The 18,123-nt window shown below is 47.7% G+C and carries 12 protein-coding genes; 7 read left to right on the top strand and 5 right to left on the bottom strand.

Annotation, left to right across the window (positions count from 1 at the left end; genetic code table 11):
• Positions 1-76: 76 nt before the first annotated feature.
• From hydE to D7D25_RS11710, 4 genes are all read right to left on the bottom strand, one after another.
• Positions 77-1,192 carry a [FeFe] hydrogenase H-cluster radical SAM maturase HydE gene (gene hydE, locus D7D25_RS11725; RefSeq protein WP_255417282.1) on the bottom strand — a complete coding sequence of 372 codons (1,116 nt, stop codon included), beginning with the start codon at positions 1,190-1,192 and terminating at the stop codon, positions 77-79.
• Positions 1,193-1,195: 3 nt separating this feature from the next.
• Positions 1,196-1,984 carry a pyrroline-5-carboxylate reductase gene (locus D7D25_RS11720; protein WP_122969141.1) on the bottom strand — a complete coding sequence of 263 codons (789 nt, stop codon included), beginning with the start codon at positions 1,982-1,984 and terminating at the stop codon, positions 1,196-1,198.
• A gap of 96 nt (positions 1,985-2,080) precedes the next feature.
• Positions 2,081-2,842, bottom strand: coding sequence for a glutamate 5-kinase (gene proB, locus D7D25_RS11715; protein WP_122969140.1), 762 nt, complete (start codon positions 2,840-2,842; stop codon positions 2,081-2,083).
• A 139-nt stretch (positions 2,843-2,981) separates the two neighbouring features.
• Entirely contained in the window at positions 2,982-4,169 is a 1,188-nt protein-coding gene (locus tag D7D25_RS11710; RefSeq protein ID WP_122969139.1) for a glutamate-5-semialdehyde dehydrogenase, read from the bottom strand.
• Positions 4,170-4,671: 502 nt separating this feature from the next.
• On the opposite strand from D7D25_RS11710, the gene D7D25_RS11705 reads away from it, so the two are divergent.
• The 3 genes from D7D25_RS11705 to D7D25_RS11695 are packed head-to-tail and all read left to right on the top strand — an operon-like array spanning position 4,672 to position 8,058.
• A complete protein-coding gene (locus tag D7D25_RS11705) occupies positions 4,672-4,977 on the top strand; it encodes a hypothetical protein (protein WP_122969138.1) in 306 nt (101 codons plus the stop codon).
• Between the two features lie 23 nt (positions 4,978-5,000).
• On the top strand, positions 5,001-7,145 hold the full coding sequence (locus D7D25_RS11700; RefSeq protein WP_221408004.1) for a S9 family peptidase: 2,145 nt from the start codon (positions 5,001-5,003) through the stop codon (positions 7,143-7,145).
• A gap of 13 nt (positions 7,146-7,158) precedes the next feature.
• Entirely contained in the window at positions 7,159-8,058 is a 900-nt protein-coding gene (locus D7D25_RS11695; protein WP_122969137.1) for a cation diffusion facilitator family transporter, read from the top strand.
• On the opposite strand, the gene speA is transcribed toward D7D25_RS11695, so the two are convergent.
• The gene (gene speA, locus D7D25_RS11690; protein ID WP_122969136.1) at positions 8,046-9,944 is read right to left on the bottom strand and encodes a biosynthetic arginine decarboxylase; all 1,899 of its coding nucleotides are present in this window, start codon (positions 9,942-9,944) and stop codon (positions 8,046-8,048) included. The two genes, D7D25_RS11695 and speA, sit on opposite strands and share 13 nt — an antisense overlap.
• Before the next feature lie 371 nt (positions 9,945-10,315).
• Here speA and D7D25_RS11685 point away from each other — a divergent pair, with 371 nt between their 5' ends.
• From D7D25_RS11685 to topA, 4 genes are all read left to right on the top strand, one after another.
• Positions 10,316-11,578: a serpin family protein gene (locus D7D25_RS11685; protein ID WP_122969135.1), complete on the top strand. Its 1,263-nt coding sequence runs from the start codon at positions 10,316-10,318 to the stop codon at positions 11,576-11,578.
• Between the two features lie 476 nt (positions 11,579-12,054).
• Positions 12,055-14,595, top strand: a complete 2,541-nt coding sequence (locus D7D25_RS11680; protein ID WP_122969183.1) for an adenosylcobalamin-dependent ribonucleoside-diphosphate reductase — start codon at positions 12,055-12,057, stop codon at positions 14,593-14,595.
• Positions 14,596-14,823: 228 nt separating this feature from the next.
• Positions 14,824-15,492, top strand: coding sequence for a YigZ family protein (locus D7D25_RS11675; protein WP_122969134.1), 669 nt, complete (start codon positions 14,824-14,826; stop codon positions 15,490-15,492).
• Between the two features lie 164 nt (positions 15,493-15,656).
• A complete protein-coding gene (topA, locus tag D7D25_RS11670) occupies positions 15,657-18,077 on the top strand; it encodes a type I DNA topoisomerase (RefSeq protein ID WP_122969133.1) in 2,421 nt (806 codons plus the stop codon).
• Positions 18,078-18,123 lie beyond the last annotated feature (46 nt).

Below are 18,123 nucleotides of genomic sequence, written 5' to 3'. Positions count from 1 at the left end.
AAGGGAAGGCGGACAGGTGGGCAGGTCATTTGGGTTGAACAATGTTCGGCGGAGCCAACATCGACACAGTCATATTTTAAGATGGTGATGAAGAGTGGTTGATCCGACGAAAAAAATGCAGCGGATCTCCCCATTGTCCGTATCCGATTGTCTCTCCCACACTGGCTATACGCGCCTCGAGAGAATTATCGCATAGGAGAGCATCTTCGTCGAGATCCGGTTTGTGCTCGTAAAGGAGGTAGTCTTTCCTCCGGGTGGCAGGGGTGAGGTTGGGCATAATCACATTGGCGCCGAACAGTAATCCCTTTTCCCTGCCGAATTTGTCCAACGCCTGCATGGCTGTGGTGGAGGCGATGTTCACATCCTTTAGCAATATTCTCAAAACGGCTATCATCGTCAGCGTGACCTTCAGCCGTTCTTCCCGTGGGATGGAATAAGCCTCGCTCCGGTAGAACGGGGTCCCCGAATGTTCGACGAAAGGGCCAATCCCCATCATGTCCACTTCCATGTCCCGTAGGAAAAGGATGTCACCCGCGATATCCTCCAACGTCTGGTAAGGTACCCCTACCATACTCCCGGAACCCACCTGAAAACCGATTTTTTTCAGTGATTTCAGACAATTGAGACGCGTCTCAAAACTGTGTTTCCCGTCCCCGGGATGCCATTTCCCGTATAGTTCCGGTGATGAAGTCTCTATGCGAAGCAGATAGCGGTGCGCTCCGCTTGCCAAAAAACGACGGTAGGTATCCTCACTCTGCTCCCCGCAGGATAAGGTGATTCCCAGGTCGTACTTTGACTTGATTTCCTCCACGACCCTGCAAATAAAATCGATATGTTCCTCGCTTTGATTTTCCCCGGACTGGAGCACTAACGAGCCGTAGCGTTTTTCATGCGCAAAGGCGGCGGCTTGCAGGATCTCCTCTTCGCTAAGGCGGAAACGGTTCACCCCTTTGTTCTCTTTCCTCAATCCGCAATAAAAGCAGTTTTTGCGACATAGGTTTGAAAATTCCACAAGCCCGCGGAAATAGACTATCCGGCCAACCCTCTCCTGTTTGATTTGCATTGCCAGGGATTGGAGGATCCGCATCTCTTCTTTGGTGCCCATTTTCAAGATGGGAACAATATCTTCCTTTTTCAACGAAGCAGAAGAGAGCCTGTTCATGATATCATCTTTTGTCTCTGCCTTTTTCATCCCTCAATCTCCGTTTTTAGCCATCTCCACAGACCTGTTTTTGGCGGCATCCAGTATCCCTTCGAAGTGTTTCCCTATTTGGTGAGCGCGGAAGTAATCCAGGCCGGCTTGGGTGGTACCTCCTTTGCTGGTGATATTTTGTATCAACTGCTCGATACTGTGGTTTTTCTGGTTCTGGCTAAAATAGAGGGTAGTCCCCTGTGTGAGTTCTAACAGGAGTTCGTCGAGAAGCGCTCCGGGAAGATTGAACTCTTGCATTTTCTCCTTGAAAATCTGGATAAAGGAGAGGATAAAAGCGGGGCCACTTCCGAAGACTGCGGTGAACAAGTCGAAGCCGCTCTCTTCCAATTGTACCGCTTTCCCCAATTTTTTCAGCAGGTTGAAAATTTCTGTGGCATTCCGGTTCCCGGGCTGATTGGTGGCGAAAGCAGTCACCGATTTACGGTAAGCCATTGCCAGATTGGGCATGATGCGCACGATCAGTTGCCCTTTACCCAGATAACGCTCAATGAAAGCTATATTTCTGCCGGCAACGGGTGAAACGATGGTCTTTCTTATCCGGTTGAGTGGTTTCAGCGCTTCCAGCACAGCGGACAAATCCTGTGGCTTTACCATCAGCCAGACCACATCTGCAAAGGCGACCAGATCGTCCATCCTTTCATAATAGGCTATATCTGTTTCTCTCCGGCTTCTGGCGTAATAGGAGAACTCAATCCCTTCTTCCTCTTTTAAACCCTGATAAACTGCTTTGGCCAGATTGCCGAAGCCTATAAAACCATGTTTCACTTTCATCAATTACCAATTATCAATTATCAATTACTAATTACCAATTACCAATTACCTAATCGGGGCTTCTTTTCCACTTTCTCACTTTTCCACTTTCCCACCTTATTTGCTGAACTTGGTGAAGGGAATGCGGTTGCCCATGGCGTTGATGATGTAATTGGCACGTTGGCCATTCACGATCCACATCTCCACGCTGTGCAACATACATATTTCTGCCGCATGTACTTTGGAAGACATGCCGCCGGTACCGAGTAATGATTCCTTCTCTTCGATATATTCTTTGATGGAATTCAGATCGGATACTTCGGCAATCAATCGCGCATCGGCATGCAGATGAGGATTCCGGTCGAAAATGCCATCGATATCGGAGACAAGGATGAGTAGATCCGCTTCGATGATTGCCGCGACCAAAGCCGAGAGTTTATCGTTGTCGCCCAACACGATCTCCTCGATGGAGACGGTATCGTTCTCATTGACAATAGGAATATAATCGACCTGCCAGAGGCGTTTGATGGTATTTCGGGTGTTCTCGTTGGCTACCGGATTTTCAAAATCACGATAGGTCAGTAATATCTGGGCGATATTCAGTCCGAATGTGCTGAAAATATTGTCGTACAACTCCATCAGTTTGGTCTGTCCGATGGCGGCCAGGGCCTGTTTCGAGTCGACCCGCTTGTTAAAACCATTGATCTCTACAAATTGTCTGGCGGTAGCAATTGCCCCTGACGAGACGATTACGATATCATATTCTTTTTTCAGTTCCACGATCTGTCGCGCCAGGCTTTCGATCACAGCGAATGATATCCGGTTCGTCCCTGCCGTAAGCGTAGAGGTGCCGATTTTTATGATCAGTTTCTTTTTCATCCTATTTACTCGCAGATTTCACTTTTAGTTTTTTATTTTTTTGCTTTTTTTCCTTTTTCACTCCGTGGATTTTCAGTCGTCTCCCGGCATCAGACAAACGTGCTTGCTGCTGCTCTTGCCCTGAGAGAATTCAGGTTGTCTACTCCCTGATCTGCCCGTTCCCATACACGAACCACTTGTTAGTGACCAACTCCTGTGCACCCAATGGCCCACGGAAATGCAGTTTTTGGGTACTAATGGCGATCTCCGCCCCGACGCCGAACTGCCCCCCGTCGGTGAAACGCGATGAAGCATTGTGATAGACTGCGGCACAATCCACCTGTTGCATAAATTCAACGGCTTTTGTGGCATCATTGGTGACTATCACCGCCGTGTGTCCACCGGAGTAGTGGTTGATCATATGGATGGCATCCTGTATCCCGTCCACGAGAGAGGTATATAGTTTCGGCGCCAGATATTCTTCGCAGAGGGTGGCTGCGTTGTTTTCTACCTTTATGCTGTTGTGGAGAGAGGCTATTTCTTTGTTTCCCCACACCTCTATGCCTTTTTCCGCAAGGTTTGTCACCAGATTGGACAGCTTTTCTTCCAATTCATCGATATCTTTGTGGAGCAACACCTTGTCTATGGCGTTGCATACGCTGATACGCTTTTTCCCGTTCACCACCAGCCGGACAGCCATCGCGAAATCGGAGTTATCATCCACATAGAGAAAATTATTGCCCCTGCCGCTCACAATGACCGGTACCGAAGCGTTCTCCTGCACGAACCGGATCAACCCTTCTCCACCGCGGGGAATGATGAGATCCACACGGTGACTGTTTTCCCTGATGAGGCGTTGTGTCTCTTCGCGGGATAAATCGAGATACTGTATATAGTCAGTGCTGGCATTTTGACCGGCCAGTGCCTGCTGCCACAGCCCGGTGAGCAGCAGATTGGTCTGACGCGCTTCTTTCCCCCCTTTCAGCAAAATATGGTTACCGGCCTTGAAAGCCGTTGCCGCCGCTTCGATGGTGACGTCCGGCCGCGATTCGTAAATGATCAGGATGGTTCCGAACGGTACCGTCTGATTGACAATACGTAATCTGTCTTCCCGGACAAATTCATAAAGGGTTTTCCCTTCCGGATCGGGTTGTGAGGCCACTTCCTCCAATGAACGGATCATACCGTCGATCTTCTTCTCATCTACTTTAAGCCGGTCCAGCATGGAGTCGTCCATGCCGGGATATGCGCTGATATCGGCCTCGTTGGCCTTCATAATATTCTCTCTGTTTAACTCCAATAGCTGCCCGAGAGAGAGTAACACGTCGTTTTTTTGTTCATTCTTCATATTGCTGTCAAATCGAGATGGTGAAAAAATCTATTTCGAAAAGCGAGCACAGGGGCAAAACTTGTTTTGACTATGTCTAGCGTAGAAATAGTGCGATAAACGTGAAAACGCCTGATGTAATTGAAAGTATTTTGAGTCCAAAGGTAACAAATTATTCTTAAAAGAACTGCCATGCTACTCAATTTGAATTATGATCGAGATGATTTAAGAAGCTGTTTTGAATTTTTTCATCCATTGTTTTTTAGCCATTTTTGATGGATTTGGATTTTCATTGATTGAAATGTGGCGGGCTACTTAAAAGAAATGAAAGTTCAAAGGCGCGAAAAAGGGCAAAAAACAATAAACACCCGAAGGGAATGATTATTTTGAACATCGAAGGTTCCATATACCGAAATAAAAAAATAAAATAATCATATGAAACGAGCATGATAATCATTATCACACAAGATCATGACTAAAGCGAGTTCCATATGACACCATTGAAAATAAATATTTTAGTCATATGAAAGAGTGGAAAAATAAGCGTGAAATAATTACTCGTAAAATTCAAAACAGTTTCTTAATCCGTATCATAATGTTTCAATTATGCGGTATTATTATCTCCGTTAGATTGATTGAATTGCCACTTTATAAAAGGATAGATAGAATGTTCAATATTTTTTCACATAAATTTTGGATTTATGGTGTGTGTATCACAGCTATTTTGCCGGTTCGTGTTGTTTTCAGAAAAAATCATGTAATTTTGCCAAACGAAGCCGGTAAAAGAGTCAATATAATAGTGGAACGACTCGGTAAATCGGACGATTGAGTAAACAAAAATAAAATAATCGCATGAGACATATTGATTTGGTGATTGTCAGTGTCATTACACTTATGGTCGTATCGTGCAATCCTAAAAAAGAAGAAGTGAAGATTTTGAAACAATCCGATTTTCCCGCTCCTCCGGTGGCGGAGGTGATCCCCGACACGTTTATTAATTTCGGGCGACAGCGTGTGGACAACTATTATTGGTTGAAAGACAAAAACAACCCGAAGGTGATTGATTACCTCAATGCCGAGAATATCTATACAGATAGCATAATGGCCTCCACCAAGGCGCTTCAGCAGATCATTTTCGATGAGATTGTAGGGAGAATGAAAGAGGATGATGAGACTTATCCCTCGTTTAAGGATGGTTATTACTACTATAGCCGCACTGAAAAAGGGAAACAGTACCGTACCTATTGCCGCCGTAAAGGGGCGATGGATGCCCCCGAGGAGATTATTTTCGATGTGAATGCCATGGCCGAGGGGAAACCTGCATTTATTTTCAGAGGCTATTCCATCAGTCCGGATAACAGCAAGGCGGTTTATTTCTATAATGAGACCGGTTCATATGCCGAATTCACCATGAAGGTCAAAGACCTTGCTTCGGGTGAAAATGTGGGATTTTCGATGGAGGGCGTTGCCTCGGTAGCGTGGGCCAATGACAATAAGACGCTTTTCTACAGCCTGATCGACCAGACATTGCGATCTTCGAAAATATACAGGCAGCAACTGGATGCTCCCACAGGAGAGTTAATATATGAAGAGAAGGATGCCCGTTTTGGCACTTACGTCTACGGTAGCAAGACCAAGCAGCATATTTTTATTGCCAGTGCAAGTTCCACCACTTCGGAGGAGAGATATATCTCTGCCGACCGGCCTGCCGATCCGTTCAAAGTGTTCCTTCCCCGCGTGCAGGATGTGGAGTATAGTGTTTATCCGCATAAGGACAAGTTTTTTGTGCGTTATAAAGACAAAGAGAATCTTAACGGTATGATCTACGAGATGCCGCTCACCGGCTATGAAGATCGGGCTACCTGGAAACTGTTTGTGCCCCATGATGAAAATGTCCGTATAGAGTCGATCGATATACTGGAAGGTCATGTGTTGCTCGAGTTAAGGAAAAACGGACTGGCCGAAATTCAGGTCAAACCGGTGTCCGGGGAGGGAGAAACCGAAACGATCGCTTTTCCCGAACCGGTCTATACGGCATCGCTCGGCGGTAATCCCGAATACGATGCCGTCACTTTCCGGTATTCCTATACGTCGCTTAACCGCCCCACTACTTTATACGAATATAACATAGAGACAAAAGAAACCGAAAAGCTGAAAGAACAGGAAGTGCCTTCCGGATTCAACCCTGATGATTATACAGTGGAACGGCTTTGGGCCACCGCCCCCGACGGAGTGCAGGTTCCCATGGCTGTCGTTTACAAGAAAGGATTGAAGAAAGATGGCAGCCATCCCGCGTTGCTCTATTCCTACGGAAGTTACGGCGTAAGTTCCGATGTTTACTTCAGCGCGAGCATGTACAGCCTGGTCGATCGCGGTTTTGTGTACGCCGTGGCCCAGATCCGTGGAGGGAGCGACCTGGGTGAGCAATGGTATGAAGACGGCAAACTGTTGCAAAAGAAGAATACCTTTACCGATTTTATCGCCTGCAGCGAAAAACTGATACAGGATGGTTATACATCTTCCGACAAACTGGCCGCCATGGGCGGAAGCGCGGGAGGATTGCTGATGGGTGCCGTGGCGAATATGCGTCCGGACCTTTACCAGACTATCGTGGCGCAGGTGCCTTTTATCGACGTGGTCAACACTATGCTCGACGATACACTGCCGCTCACCACCGGCGAATATGAAGAGTGGGGGAACCCCAATGAAGAGGAATATTACAACTATATCCTTTCTTACTCGCCCTATGATAATATCTCCGCGCAGGATTATCCCAATATATTGATTACCGGCGGTATCAACGATTCGCAGGTGCTTTTCCACGAACCGGCCAAATATGCGGCTAAACTGCGTGCCATGAAGAGGGATGATAATATCGTGTTACTACACATGAATATGGATTCAGGCCATGGAGGTGCCACGGGGCGGTATGACGGCATCAAAGATACTGCCTTTGAGTTTGCCTTTATCCTGAATCGCGTCGGCATCGATAAATAGACAGCGTTGGGTTATGCATGCACATCAGCACCACCATCGCGATCATCACTACGGTCACACCGATGTGAAGAATATCAGGGCGGCTTTTTTTCTGAATCTCTCTTTCACCATCATTGAGTTGGCCGGTGGTTTGATAACCAACAGTGTGGCAATCCTTTCGGATGCGGTCCATGATCTGGGCGACAGTTTTTCGCTCGGGCTGTCATGGTATTTCCAAAAAGTGGCACAGAGACCCCGGACCAAGGAATATACCTATGGCTACAAACGTTTCTCGTTATTAGGGGCCGTGATCAATTCGGTGGTGCTGCTGGTGGGAAGTATCCTGATCCTGACGCATGCTATTCCCCGTCTGTTGAATCCTCAACATCCCGATGTGAAAGGGATGCTGTTACTTGCCGTGCTGGGAGTGATCATCAACGGGATGGCTGTCCTTCGGCTGAGGAGGGGAAGCTCAATGAACGAAAGGGTGGTGTCGCTACATCTCCTGGAAGATGTGCTGGGGTGGCTGGCGGTGTTGGTCGGTGCGGGAATCATGTATTTTGTCGACGCGCCAATTATCGATCCTCTCCTTTCCATTCTCATTTCTCTCTATATCCTTTATAATGTGTATAGAAATATCCGTCAAAGCCTGCGTGTTATTTTGCAGGGGAGTCCTTCGCATCTTGATATGGAAGAAGTGAAACGGGCGCTACTGGGAATCGGTGGAGTGCAAGACCTGCACGATCTCCATGCTTGGTCGGTAGACGGCGAATACAACGTAATGACCGTTCACGTGGTGCTTCGCGGCCCCCTTCCGATGGAGGCGCAACACCTGCTGAAATTGGAGATCCGGGACAAACTGCTGTCAATGGGGGTACATCACTGTACCATTGAGTTTGAAGTGGCGGACGAGGAATGCGCTTATTCCAGATAGGTGTATCCGTACAACCCCGACCGGTAGTTCGAGAGGAATTCTTTCCCTTCTTCCACCGAGATCTTCCCTTGTTTCACGGAACTCATCACCCAGGTCTCCACGGTGCGAACCAGTTTTTTGGGATTGTACTGCGCATATTCGAGGACTTCTGCCACCGACTCCCCGTCGATCATCTGATCGATCTTGTATCCACTATCGCCTGTGGAGACATGCACCACGTTGGTGTCACCAAACAGGTTATGCAGGTCGCCCAAAATCTCCTGGTAAGCCCCCACCAGGAAGACACCTATATAATAAGGCTCGTCCTTTCTAAGCGAATGGACGGGAAGATAGGTGGATCGGAATCCGTCCTGCGAGGCAAAATTGGATATTTTCCCATCGGAGTCGCAGGTGATATCCTGCAGTGTGGCTGTCCTGTCGGGTTTCTCATCCAGCCGGTGAATAGGTATGATGGGAAACACCTGGTCGATGGCCCAGGAGTCGGGGAGCGATTGGAACAACGAGAAATTACAGAAATATTTGTCGGGCAGCAAAGTCGATAATTGCCGCAACTCTTCGGGCGCGTGCTTGGCCCGGTTGCTGGTGATATTGATTTCGCGCACGATAGAGAAGTAGAGTTGCTCCATCTGTGCCCGGGTTTTCAAATCGAGCATGCCCAAGCTGAACAGGTCGAGCGACTCTTCCCTGATCTGTTGCGCGTCGTGCCATGCTTCCAGCATCCGTGCCTGTGTGAGCGTATCCCAGATATTGTAGAGTTCTTTCACCAATTCGTGGGCATCCTCCTCCAACTCCTGGTCTTCCCGCCATGCCGGTAAGGTAGCCGTTTCCAGCACTTCAAAGATTAATACCGAATGATGTGCCGTAAGCGCGCGTCCCGACTCGGTAATGATGTCGGGGTGGGGCAGTTCGTTTTTGTTGGCGGCATCCACGAAGGCAAACACCGAGTCGTTCACATACTCTTGTATAGAGTAATTGATGCTGTTCTCGGTGAAGGAGGAACGCGTGCCGTCGTAATCGACCCCCAATCCGCCCCCTATGTCTACATACTGGATCTTGAAGCCCAAGGCATGGAGTTGCACGTAGAACTGGGCCGCTTCACGCAATGCGGTCTTGATACGGCGTATTTTTGTGATCTGGCTTCCTATGTGAAAATGGATAAGCTGAAAGCAGTCATCCATTTTGTTTGCCTTGAGCACCTCCAACGCGTCGAGCAGTTCACTTGAATTGAGGCCGAACTTGCTGCCGTCGCCACCCGACTCTTCCCACTTTCCGCTACCGGAGCTGGCCAACTTCACACGAATGCCTATATTGGGTTTTACCTTTAACCGCTTCGCGATCTGGATGGTCAGGTCGAGTTCATTCAGTTTTTCCACCACAATGAACACCTTCTTTCCCATCTTTTGCGCCAGCAACGCCAGTTCAATATAGCTTTCATCTTTGTATCCGTTGCATATGATAAGCGAGTCATTGTCGGTATTGATCGCAAGCACGGCATGCAATTCCGGCTTGGATCCGGCTTCCAGGCCGATGTTGAATCGTTTGCCGCTTGATACGATTTCCTCCACTACTTGCCGCATCTGGTTTACCTTGATAGGGTAGATGATGTAATTCTGGGCATTATATTCATACTCTTTCGATGCGATGGCGAAACTTTGGGATATCTTTTCAATACGGTTGTCCAGTATCTCGGGAAACCGTATCAATACGGGAGCTGAAACATCGCGCAAGTACAATTCACGCATCAGCTCGCTCAGGTCTACGCTATAACCGGCCTGTTTACGTGGAGTTACCTGCACATGACCCTTTTCGTTGACGGAAAAATAACCGTTTCCCCAACCGTTGATATTATACAACTCTTCCGAGTCTTCGATACGCCATCTTCTCATTCCGACAGACAATAATTTAAATGTGGTACATCAATCAGACCGACCAGTGTGAAACCTGATCAATCAGCAGACAAAAATAGGCATTAATTTTATCATTTACAGTGGCCGCGGTCAAAATCTTCATCCATCCTCTCCGGCCATCCCCGGTCCCCCGCACTCCCCCGGTCATCTTTCCCACCTTCCCGCCTACCCATCTTTTCTCCTTTTTATTTTTTTTAACAGTCTTTTTGCAACAATGGGCCGTTTGAAAGCATCATATAAACAAGTAAATGGAAAATGTTCAATTACATTAGACTATTTCCGCGCTCGGCAAAGTAAATAAATTCACTTTGCACTTGCTTAACGAAATAGTTCACTTAAAAATAACTGTTATGCAATCGAAGATCAACTCATCATTATTAATGGTAATGATTACGAGCCTGTTTTGGGCTATGTCTTGTGATAAAAACGGCGCTGATGTGCGGGCCGGCGAACTCCCCGATCCCATCCGGATAGACCTGCGCTCGGAAGAGCGGCAGATGGTACGCGCGGACCAGAGATTTGCGTTCGATTTTTTTGAACACCTGTTTGTGGAAGAATCCCTCGGCGAAGACAATAACTTCATGGTCTCGCCGCTGAGCCTGAGCATGGCTCTTGCCATGACAAGCAACGGTGCTGCCGGCCAAACAAAGGAGGCCATGCAGCAAACGCTGAAAATGGATGGGTTTTCGGATGACGAACTCAATAGTTACTATAAAAAACTCCGTGAGGCGTTATTAAAAACAGATCCTTCCACTAAGTTATCCATTGCCAACGCTATTTTTACCAATCAATCCGTTAAGATCAAGCCCGATTTTGTGAATAGTAATCGCTCGTTCTATGAGGCGACGGTGGAAGCTGTCGATTTCGCTCGTCGTGAAACTGCGGGTATGATCAATAAGTGGGCATCGGATAATACCAACGGCTTGATAGAAAAAGTGATAGAGAGTACCAAGCCGGAAGATCTGATGTATCTGCTCAATGCCATTTATTTTAAAGGCATATGGACTTCGGAATTTGACAAGAAGAACACTTCCGAAAGGCCGTTCACCTGCGAAAATGGCACGCGGAAAAATGTGAAGATGATGAACCAGACCGCAAAGTTTAATTATGCCACTGATGAGCACCTCCAGTTAGTACGACTTCCCTACGGTAACCAGGCTTTCAGTATGATGGTGCTCCTGCCCGCGGAGGGTAAAAAACTACAGGATGTGGTAGCGCTAACCCGTCAGGAGGGATATTGGGAAAATTTGAAGTCGGGTTTACGTGAGGCCGAGGTAGAACTCTCGTTACCGAAATTCAAAACAGAGTATAGTAAAAGGTTGAACGAGGTACTTGCAAAAATGGGGATGGGGATCGCTTTTGGCCATGCGGCCGATTTTTCGCGGATGAGTGACGGACCCGCCAAAATTGGTTTCGTGAAACAAGATACCTATATCAGTACTGATGAGTTGGGCACCGAAGCGGCAGCGGTTACTACAATCGGGATGCTCACCACGGCCCTTCCCTTAAACCCGGAAAAAGTGGTATTCAACGCTAACCGTCCTTTCCTTTATCTCATCCAGGAAAATTCCACCGGACTCATTCTCTTTATGGGAGCGGTGAAAAATTTTTGATCCCTGGATTTACGCATCCTTTATGATCCGGATGACAGGGTAACTTCCGGAAAACCTATCACTCAACAAGTTTCACCTGTTGGGTGATTTTTTTATTCATATTTTCCCTGTTTTTTGTATCATTATTTTTACTTATTTATTAGTTTGAAATTCAGCGAAGTTGTACCAATCGGAAAACTTTTTCTCCCTTTTGAAAAATTAAATAATTGATTATTAAACTTTTGTGATTTATTCTGGAAAACTTTGAGATTTTGTTGATAAAAAAATGGATAAAAATTTTGGATTCTTGGAAAGTTTCCATAAACTTGCAAAACCAAAAAAACCTTGCTTTGAAAAATTGAACGGTCTGTTTTGGAGAATAAGTAACATTTAGACATTTTCGTCACGTAATTCGAACAAGAGGCCAGTTTGCCTGATCAGGTTGCGGGAAATGTCTAAAGGAATTGGAATTTTATTTATTATTTAATTTTTTCCCGATGAAGAAGAAGACATACGCTTTCGACGAAGCCTATAACGCCTCGTTGAGGTATTTCCAGGGCGATGAATTGGCGGCCAAGGTGTGGGTAAGCAAATACGCCCTCAAAGACAGTCATGGCGATATCTATGAAAAGACACCCGAAGATATGCATTGGCGGTTGGCCAAAGAAATAGCCCGGATTGAAAAGAAATATGCCCATCCGTTGAGCGAGAAAGAACTGTTCGATTTGTTCGACCGTTTTCGTTATATCATTCCCCAGGGAAGTCCCATGACCGGTATCGGAAATGATTACCAGGTGGCCTCGTTATCCAATTGCTTTGTGATAGGGATGGATGGCGATGCCGACTCCTATGGCGCCATTATCCGTATCGACGAGGAGCAGGTGCAATTAATGAAACGCCGGGGAGGCGTAGGGCACGACCTCTCCCATATCCGGCCGAAAGGATCGCCCGTAAAGAATTCGGCTCTCACTTCCACCGGCTTGGTCCCTTTCATGGAGCGTTACTCCAATTCCACGCGTGAAGTGGCGCAGGACGGTCGCAGAGGCGCTTTGATGTTGAGCGTATCCATCAAGCATCCTGATTCGGAAGACTTTATCAACGCCAAGTTGGAGCAGGGCAAAGTAACCGGAGCCAATATCTCGGTAAAAATCGATGATGGATTTATGAAAGCCGCATCAGGAGGAAAACCTTATGTGCAGAAGTTTCCTATCGATTCCGACAAACCGAAATATGAGAAAACGATTGATGCCGGGAGGTTGTGGAAAAAGATTGTGCACAATGCCTGGCAATCGGCCGAGCCTGGTGTGCTGTTTTGGGATACCATTATCCGCGAGTCGATTCCCGACTGTTATGCCGACCTGGGTTTCAGAACCGTATCGACCAATCCGTGCGGTGAAATACCGTTGTGTCCTTACGATAGTTGCCGCCTGCTGGCTATCAACCTTTATTCCTATGTGGTGAATCCCTTTAAGGAGGATGCCTATTTCGATTTCGAACTCTTTGGCAAGCATGTGCGGTTGGCCCAACGTATCATGGACGATATCGTGGATCTGGAGTCGGAAAAGATCGATATGATCCTCGAAAAAATAGAAGCTGACCCCGAATCGGAAGAAGTGAAATATTCCGAGCGTAACCTCTGGAAAAAGATCCAGCGTAAAACCCTCCAGGGACGTCGTACCGGTGTAGGTATCACCGCGGAGGGAGATATGCTCGCCGCCTTGGGCATCCGTTATGGAACGGACGAAGGTAATGATTTCTCGGAAAAAGTACACCGTACAGTGGCGCTCAATGCTTATGCCTCATCTGTGGAGATGGCAAAAGAGCGGGGCGCATTCGAGATATTCGATATGGAAAGAGAGAAAAACAATCCCTTTATCAATCGCCTGAAAGAGGCTGATCCTCAGCTGTGTGAGGATATGGTGAAATACGGAAGGCGTAATATAGCCCTCCTCACCATCGCCCCTACAGGAACAACCAGTCTTATGTCGCAGACCACTTCGGGTATCGAGCCGGTCTTTTTGCCTGTTTATACCCGTCGTCGTAAGGTAAACCCCAGTGACAAGGATGTGAAGGTCGACTTCGTGGATGAGAACGGCGATTCGTGGGAAGAATACACGGTATTCCATCATAAATTCGTTACCTGGATGGAAGCCAACGGCTATTCCACCACCAAACGCTACACCAACGCGGAAATCGACGAGATGGTGGCAAAATCACCCTACTATAAAGCCACCTCCAACGATGTGGACTGGCTGCAAAAGGTAAAGATGCAGGGAAGAGTGCAGAAATGGGTGGACCACTCCATCAGCGTGACTATCAACCTGCCGAATGATGCCACCGAGGAACTGGTGGGCCAATTATACATGGAAGCGTGGAAGAGCGGTTGTAAAGGTTGTACGGTCTATCGCGACGGATCGCGGGCCGGCGTGCTTATCTCCAACGGTGACAAAAAAGAAGAGGAAAAAGATGATGATTGTTACGAACTACCGGTGATCGTCACCTCCCGTCCTGTGGAGCTGGAAGCCGATGTGATCAAGTTCCAGAACAATAAGGAGAAATGGATCGCTTTCATCGGCTTACACAATGGCAGGCCATATGAGATTTTCACCGGGATTAACGACGAAGACGATGGGATTATGGTGCCCAAGAATGTCACTTCCGGAAAGATCATCAAAGCGTACGACAATGACGGGCGGAAGCATTACGATTTCCAGTTCCAGAACAGGCGCGGTTACAAGGTGACCATTGAGGGGCTGGATGGTAAGTTCAACCCCGAATACTGGAACTATGCGAAGTTGATTTCCGGCGTACTGCGTTACGGAATGCCCATCGATCAGGTGATCAAGCTGGTATCGGGACTGGAGCTCGACAGCGAGACCATCAACACGTGGAAGAACGGTGTGGAGCGGGCACTGAAGAAATACCTGCCCAACGAGACCGAAGCCAAAGGGCAGAAATGTCCTGTCTGCGGTCAGGAAACATTGGTTTATCAGGAAGGATGCCTCAAGTGCCGTAACTGCGGCGCATCCAAGTGTTAAGGGGATATCTTTCAACCAAGGTTGAGCATATCCTGTATAACTTGTTTACCCGTCATTCCGGTTCGATTACCGGTTTGGCGGGTATGTTTTTGGTGAAGCATTCAAACAACCCTGTCGGCATTATGCCTGTTCCATCCACTTTTACTATATTTGTATAATATATAAGATGCGTCTCGGGCAAGCTCAAACAAGCTTGTCTTGCCTCTCGACTTTCATTATATTTGTGGAATGGACGATACATATAAGACGGTGACCCGACCTGCCGAAGGGTATGTTACCGAAAAAAAGAGTAAATTTATCTCGCATATCTTTCCGGTAAAGAGTGCCGATGAGGTAAAGGCCATCCTGGAGGAGCAGCGTAAAAAATATTACGATGCCCGCCATGTCTGCTGGGCCTATATGCTGGGGTGGGAGAGAAACGATTTCCGTTCAAACGATGATGGTGAACCCTCGGGAACGGCCGGAAGACCTATTCTTGGGCAGATCCTCTCGGCAGGACTGACCGATGTGCTCATCATCGTCGTGCGCTATTTCGGTGGTACCCTCCTGGGGACGGGGGGACTTATCAAGGCATACAAGGAAGCTGCCGCCGATGCTGTGGCCAATGCCGAGATCGTGGAGAGAACAGTGGACGACACCATCGATATTGCTTTCGATTATATTTTACTTAACGAGGTGATGCGTGTGTTAAAACAATTTGACGCCGTACGATGGACACAGGATTTTACCGACATTTGCCGCATGCGCCTGGAAATACGTCGTTCACTCTCATTGCAACTCTCTCAGATACTGACATCGATTCATGGGGTTGCCGTTTCCCATCCGCCAAACAGGCAGGCCGATCCCAAATCCCCATTCCCCGGTTCCACATCAGGAGATAAGCATAAAACACCTTAATAAAGAAGGAATTTCGGGGAAAATTGTTGCTCCTTGCACAAAACTTACTACTTTTGCACCCGAAAAGTAGATTTGTTAAGATCGGATGAGGTGGGACAGAACAAGATTGTTTATAAGACGAGCATTGTTTTTAATAGAATAAATAAGAAGAAAGATCATTTTGAATGGATAAAAACCTGGTTATCGTTGAGTCGCCTGCAAAAGCAAGGACAATTGAGAGGTTTCTCGGAAAGGATTTTCATGTCATGTCCAGCTATGGACATATTCGCGATTTAAAGAAAAAAGATTTTAGCATTGATATCGAGAATGGTTTCACACCGATCTATGAAATTCCATCCGATAAGAAAAAAATTGTCTCCGAACTGAAAGCGGCGGCAAAAAAAGCCGAGACGGTATGGCTGGCTTCCGATGAGGACCGTGAGGGAGAAGCCATCTCATGGCATCTCTTCGACGCGCTGGACCTGAAAGAGGAGAAGACCAAACGTATTGTGTTTCATGAGATCACCAAGGATGCCATTCAGCAAGCGATCAAGAATCCCCGTAACATTGATCGGAACTTGGTAGACGCGCAGCAGGCGCGCAGGGTCCTTGACCGTATCGTGGGGTTTGAACTGTCACCCGTGCTGTGGAGAAAGATAAAACCGGCCCTCTCTGCCGGACGCGTGCAGTCGGTTGCCGTACGCCTTATCGTGGAGCGGGAACGCGATATCCAGAATTTTCAGTCGGAAGCAGCTTACCGTATCGTAGCTCATTTCACGAAAGAGGAAAACGGTCATCGGTATGAGATCAAGGCCGAGTTCAACAAACGGTTAAAGACCAAAGCCGAAGCGCTGGCATTGTTGGAGAAACTCAAGACATCGGCCTTTACCGTGGGGGATGTCCACGTCCGCCCGGCCAGGAAATCACCCGCGCCTCCCTTCACCACCTCCACCCTGCAACAGGAGGCATCACGCAAGTTAGGCTTCTCGGTGGGACAGACGATGATGGTGGCACAACGTCTTTATGAGTCGGGCAAGATCACCTATATGCGTACCGACTCGGTACATCTGTCAGCATTGGCGATCGGAACCGCCAAGACGGAGATTGGCGCGCAATACGGTGAGAAATATATCAAAAGCCGGCAGTATGCTACCCAGTCGAAAGGTGCACAGGAAGCGCACGAAGCCATACGGCCGACCTATATCAGTACGCATGAGATCGATGGTACCGCCCAGGAAAAGCGACTCTATGAACTGATCTGGAAGCGCACCATTGCTTCACAGATGGCCGATGCCGAACTGGAGCGTACCACTGCGGATATCAGCATCTCCAACGACGACGGTAAATTCGTGGCCAACGGTGAGGTGATCAAATTCGACGGTTTCCTGCGCGTGTATCTGGAAGGGACGGATGAGGAGAACGGCGAGAATGAAGAGGGGATGTTGCCTCCCATGAAAAAAGGAGAACAACTTGCCATGCTGGAAACCAATGCTACGGAGCGTTTCACACAGCGCCCCCCAAGATATACCGAAGCGGCATTGGTCAGAAAGATGGAAGAACTGGGTATCGGACGTCCCTCCACCTACGCGCCCACCATCTCCACCATTATGAACCGGGAGTATGTGGAAAAAGGAAATGTGGAAGGAGAAGAGAGAATCTATAATATCCTCACCCTCAAAAAAGGTGTTATCAAAGACACCGACAAGAAAGAAATTGCCGGCGCCGACAAAAACAAATTAATCCCGACCGATATCGGTATGGTTGTGAACGATTTCCTGATGGAATATTTCCCGTCGATCGTCGATTACAATTTCACGGCGAATGTGGAGAAAGATTTCGACAGGATTGCCGAAGGAAAAGCGCAGTGGAATAAGGCAATCGCTGATTTCTATAAGATGTTTCATCCCATTGTGGAGGAGACATCCCAGATGCGGACCGAACATAAGGCGGGGGAACGGGTGTTGGGCACAGATCCCAAGACGGGACGGCAGGTGTCGGTGAAGATCGGCCGTTATGGCGCCATGGCGCAGATCGGTACCCAAGATGAAGAGGAGAAGCCGCTTTTTGCTTCATTGCAGAAATCACAATCCATCGAAACCATTACCCTCGAAGAGACCCTTAAACTCTTCGAGCTGCCCCGCGCACTGGGTGACTTCAGGGGCAAAGAGATAGTGATAGGGGTTGGACGTTTCGGTCCCTATATCCGTCACAACAGTAAGTTTGTCTCTCTGCCCAAAGGAGTCGATCCATTGGAGATCCAACTCAATGAAGCGATCGAACTGATCGAAGCTAAAGAGAAAAAAGATCAGGAAAAGGTCATTAAAACATTTGAGGAAGAACCCGGTCTACAGGTGCTCAACGGGCGTTATGGTCCTTATATCGCCTATAAAAAGTCGAATTATAAAATTCCAAAGGGACGGAAACCTGAGGAGCTCTCATTAGAAGATTGTCAGAAGATCATGGCAGATACCGACAAGGGGAAAGAACCCAAAGCGGAAAAAGGAGCGGGAAAAGCCATCACTGCCAAGGCAACTGCCAAGAAAACCACGGGAAAATCGACCACCAGGAAGGCGACGGCAAAGAAAACATCGGCTAAAAAGGTATAAAAGAGATAAAGAGTCAAGACTCAGCACCATTCAACCGTGGTGCTGT

Origin of the sequence: Proteiniphilum sp. X52 (assembly GCF_003712195.1) — a bacterium.
Lineage (GTDB): Bacteria > Bacteroidota > Bacteroidia > Bacteroidales > Dysgonomonadaceae > Proteiniphilum.
This window is presented reverse-complemented; position numbering and strand designations above follow the sequence as displayed.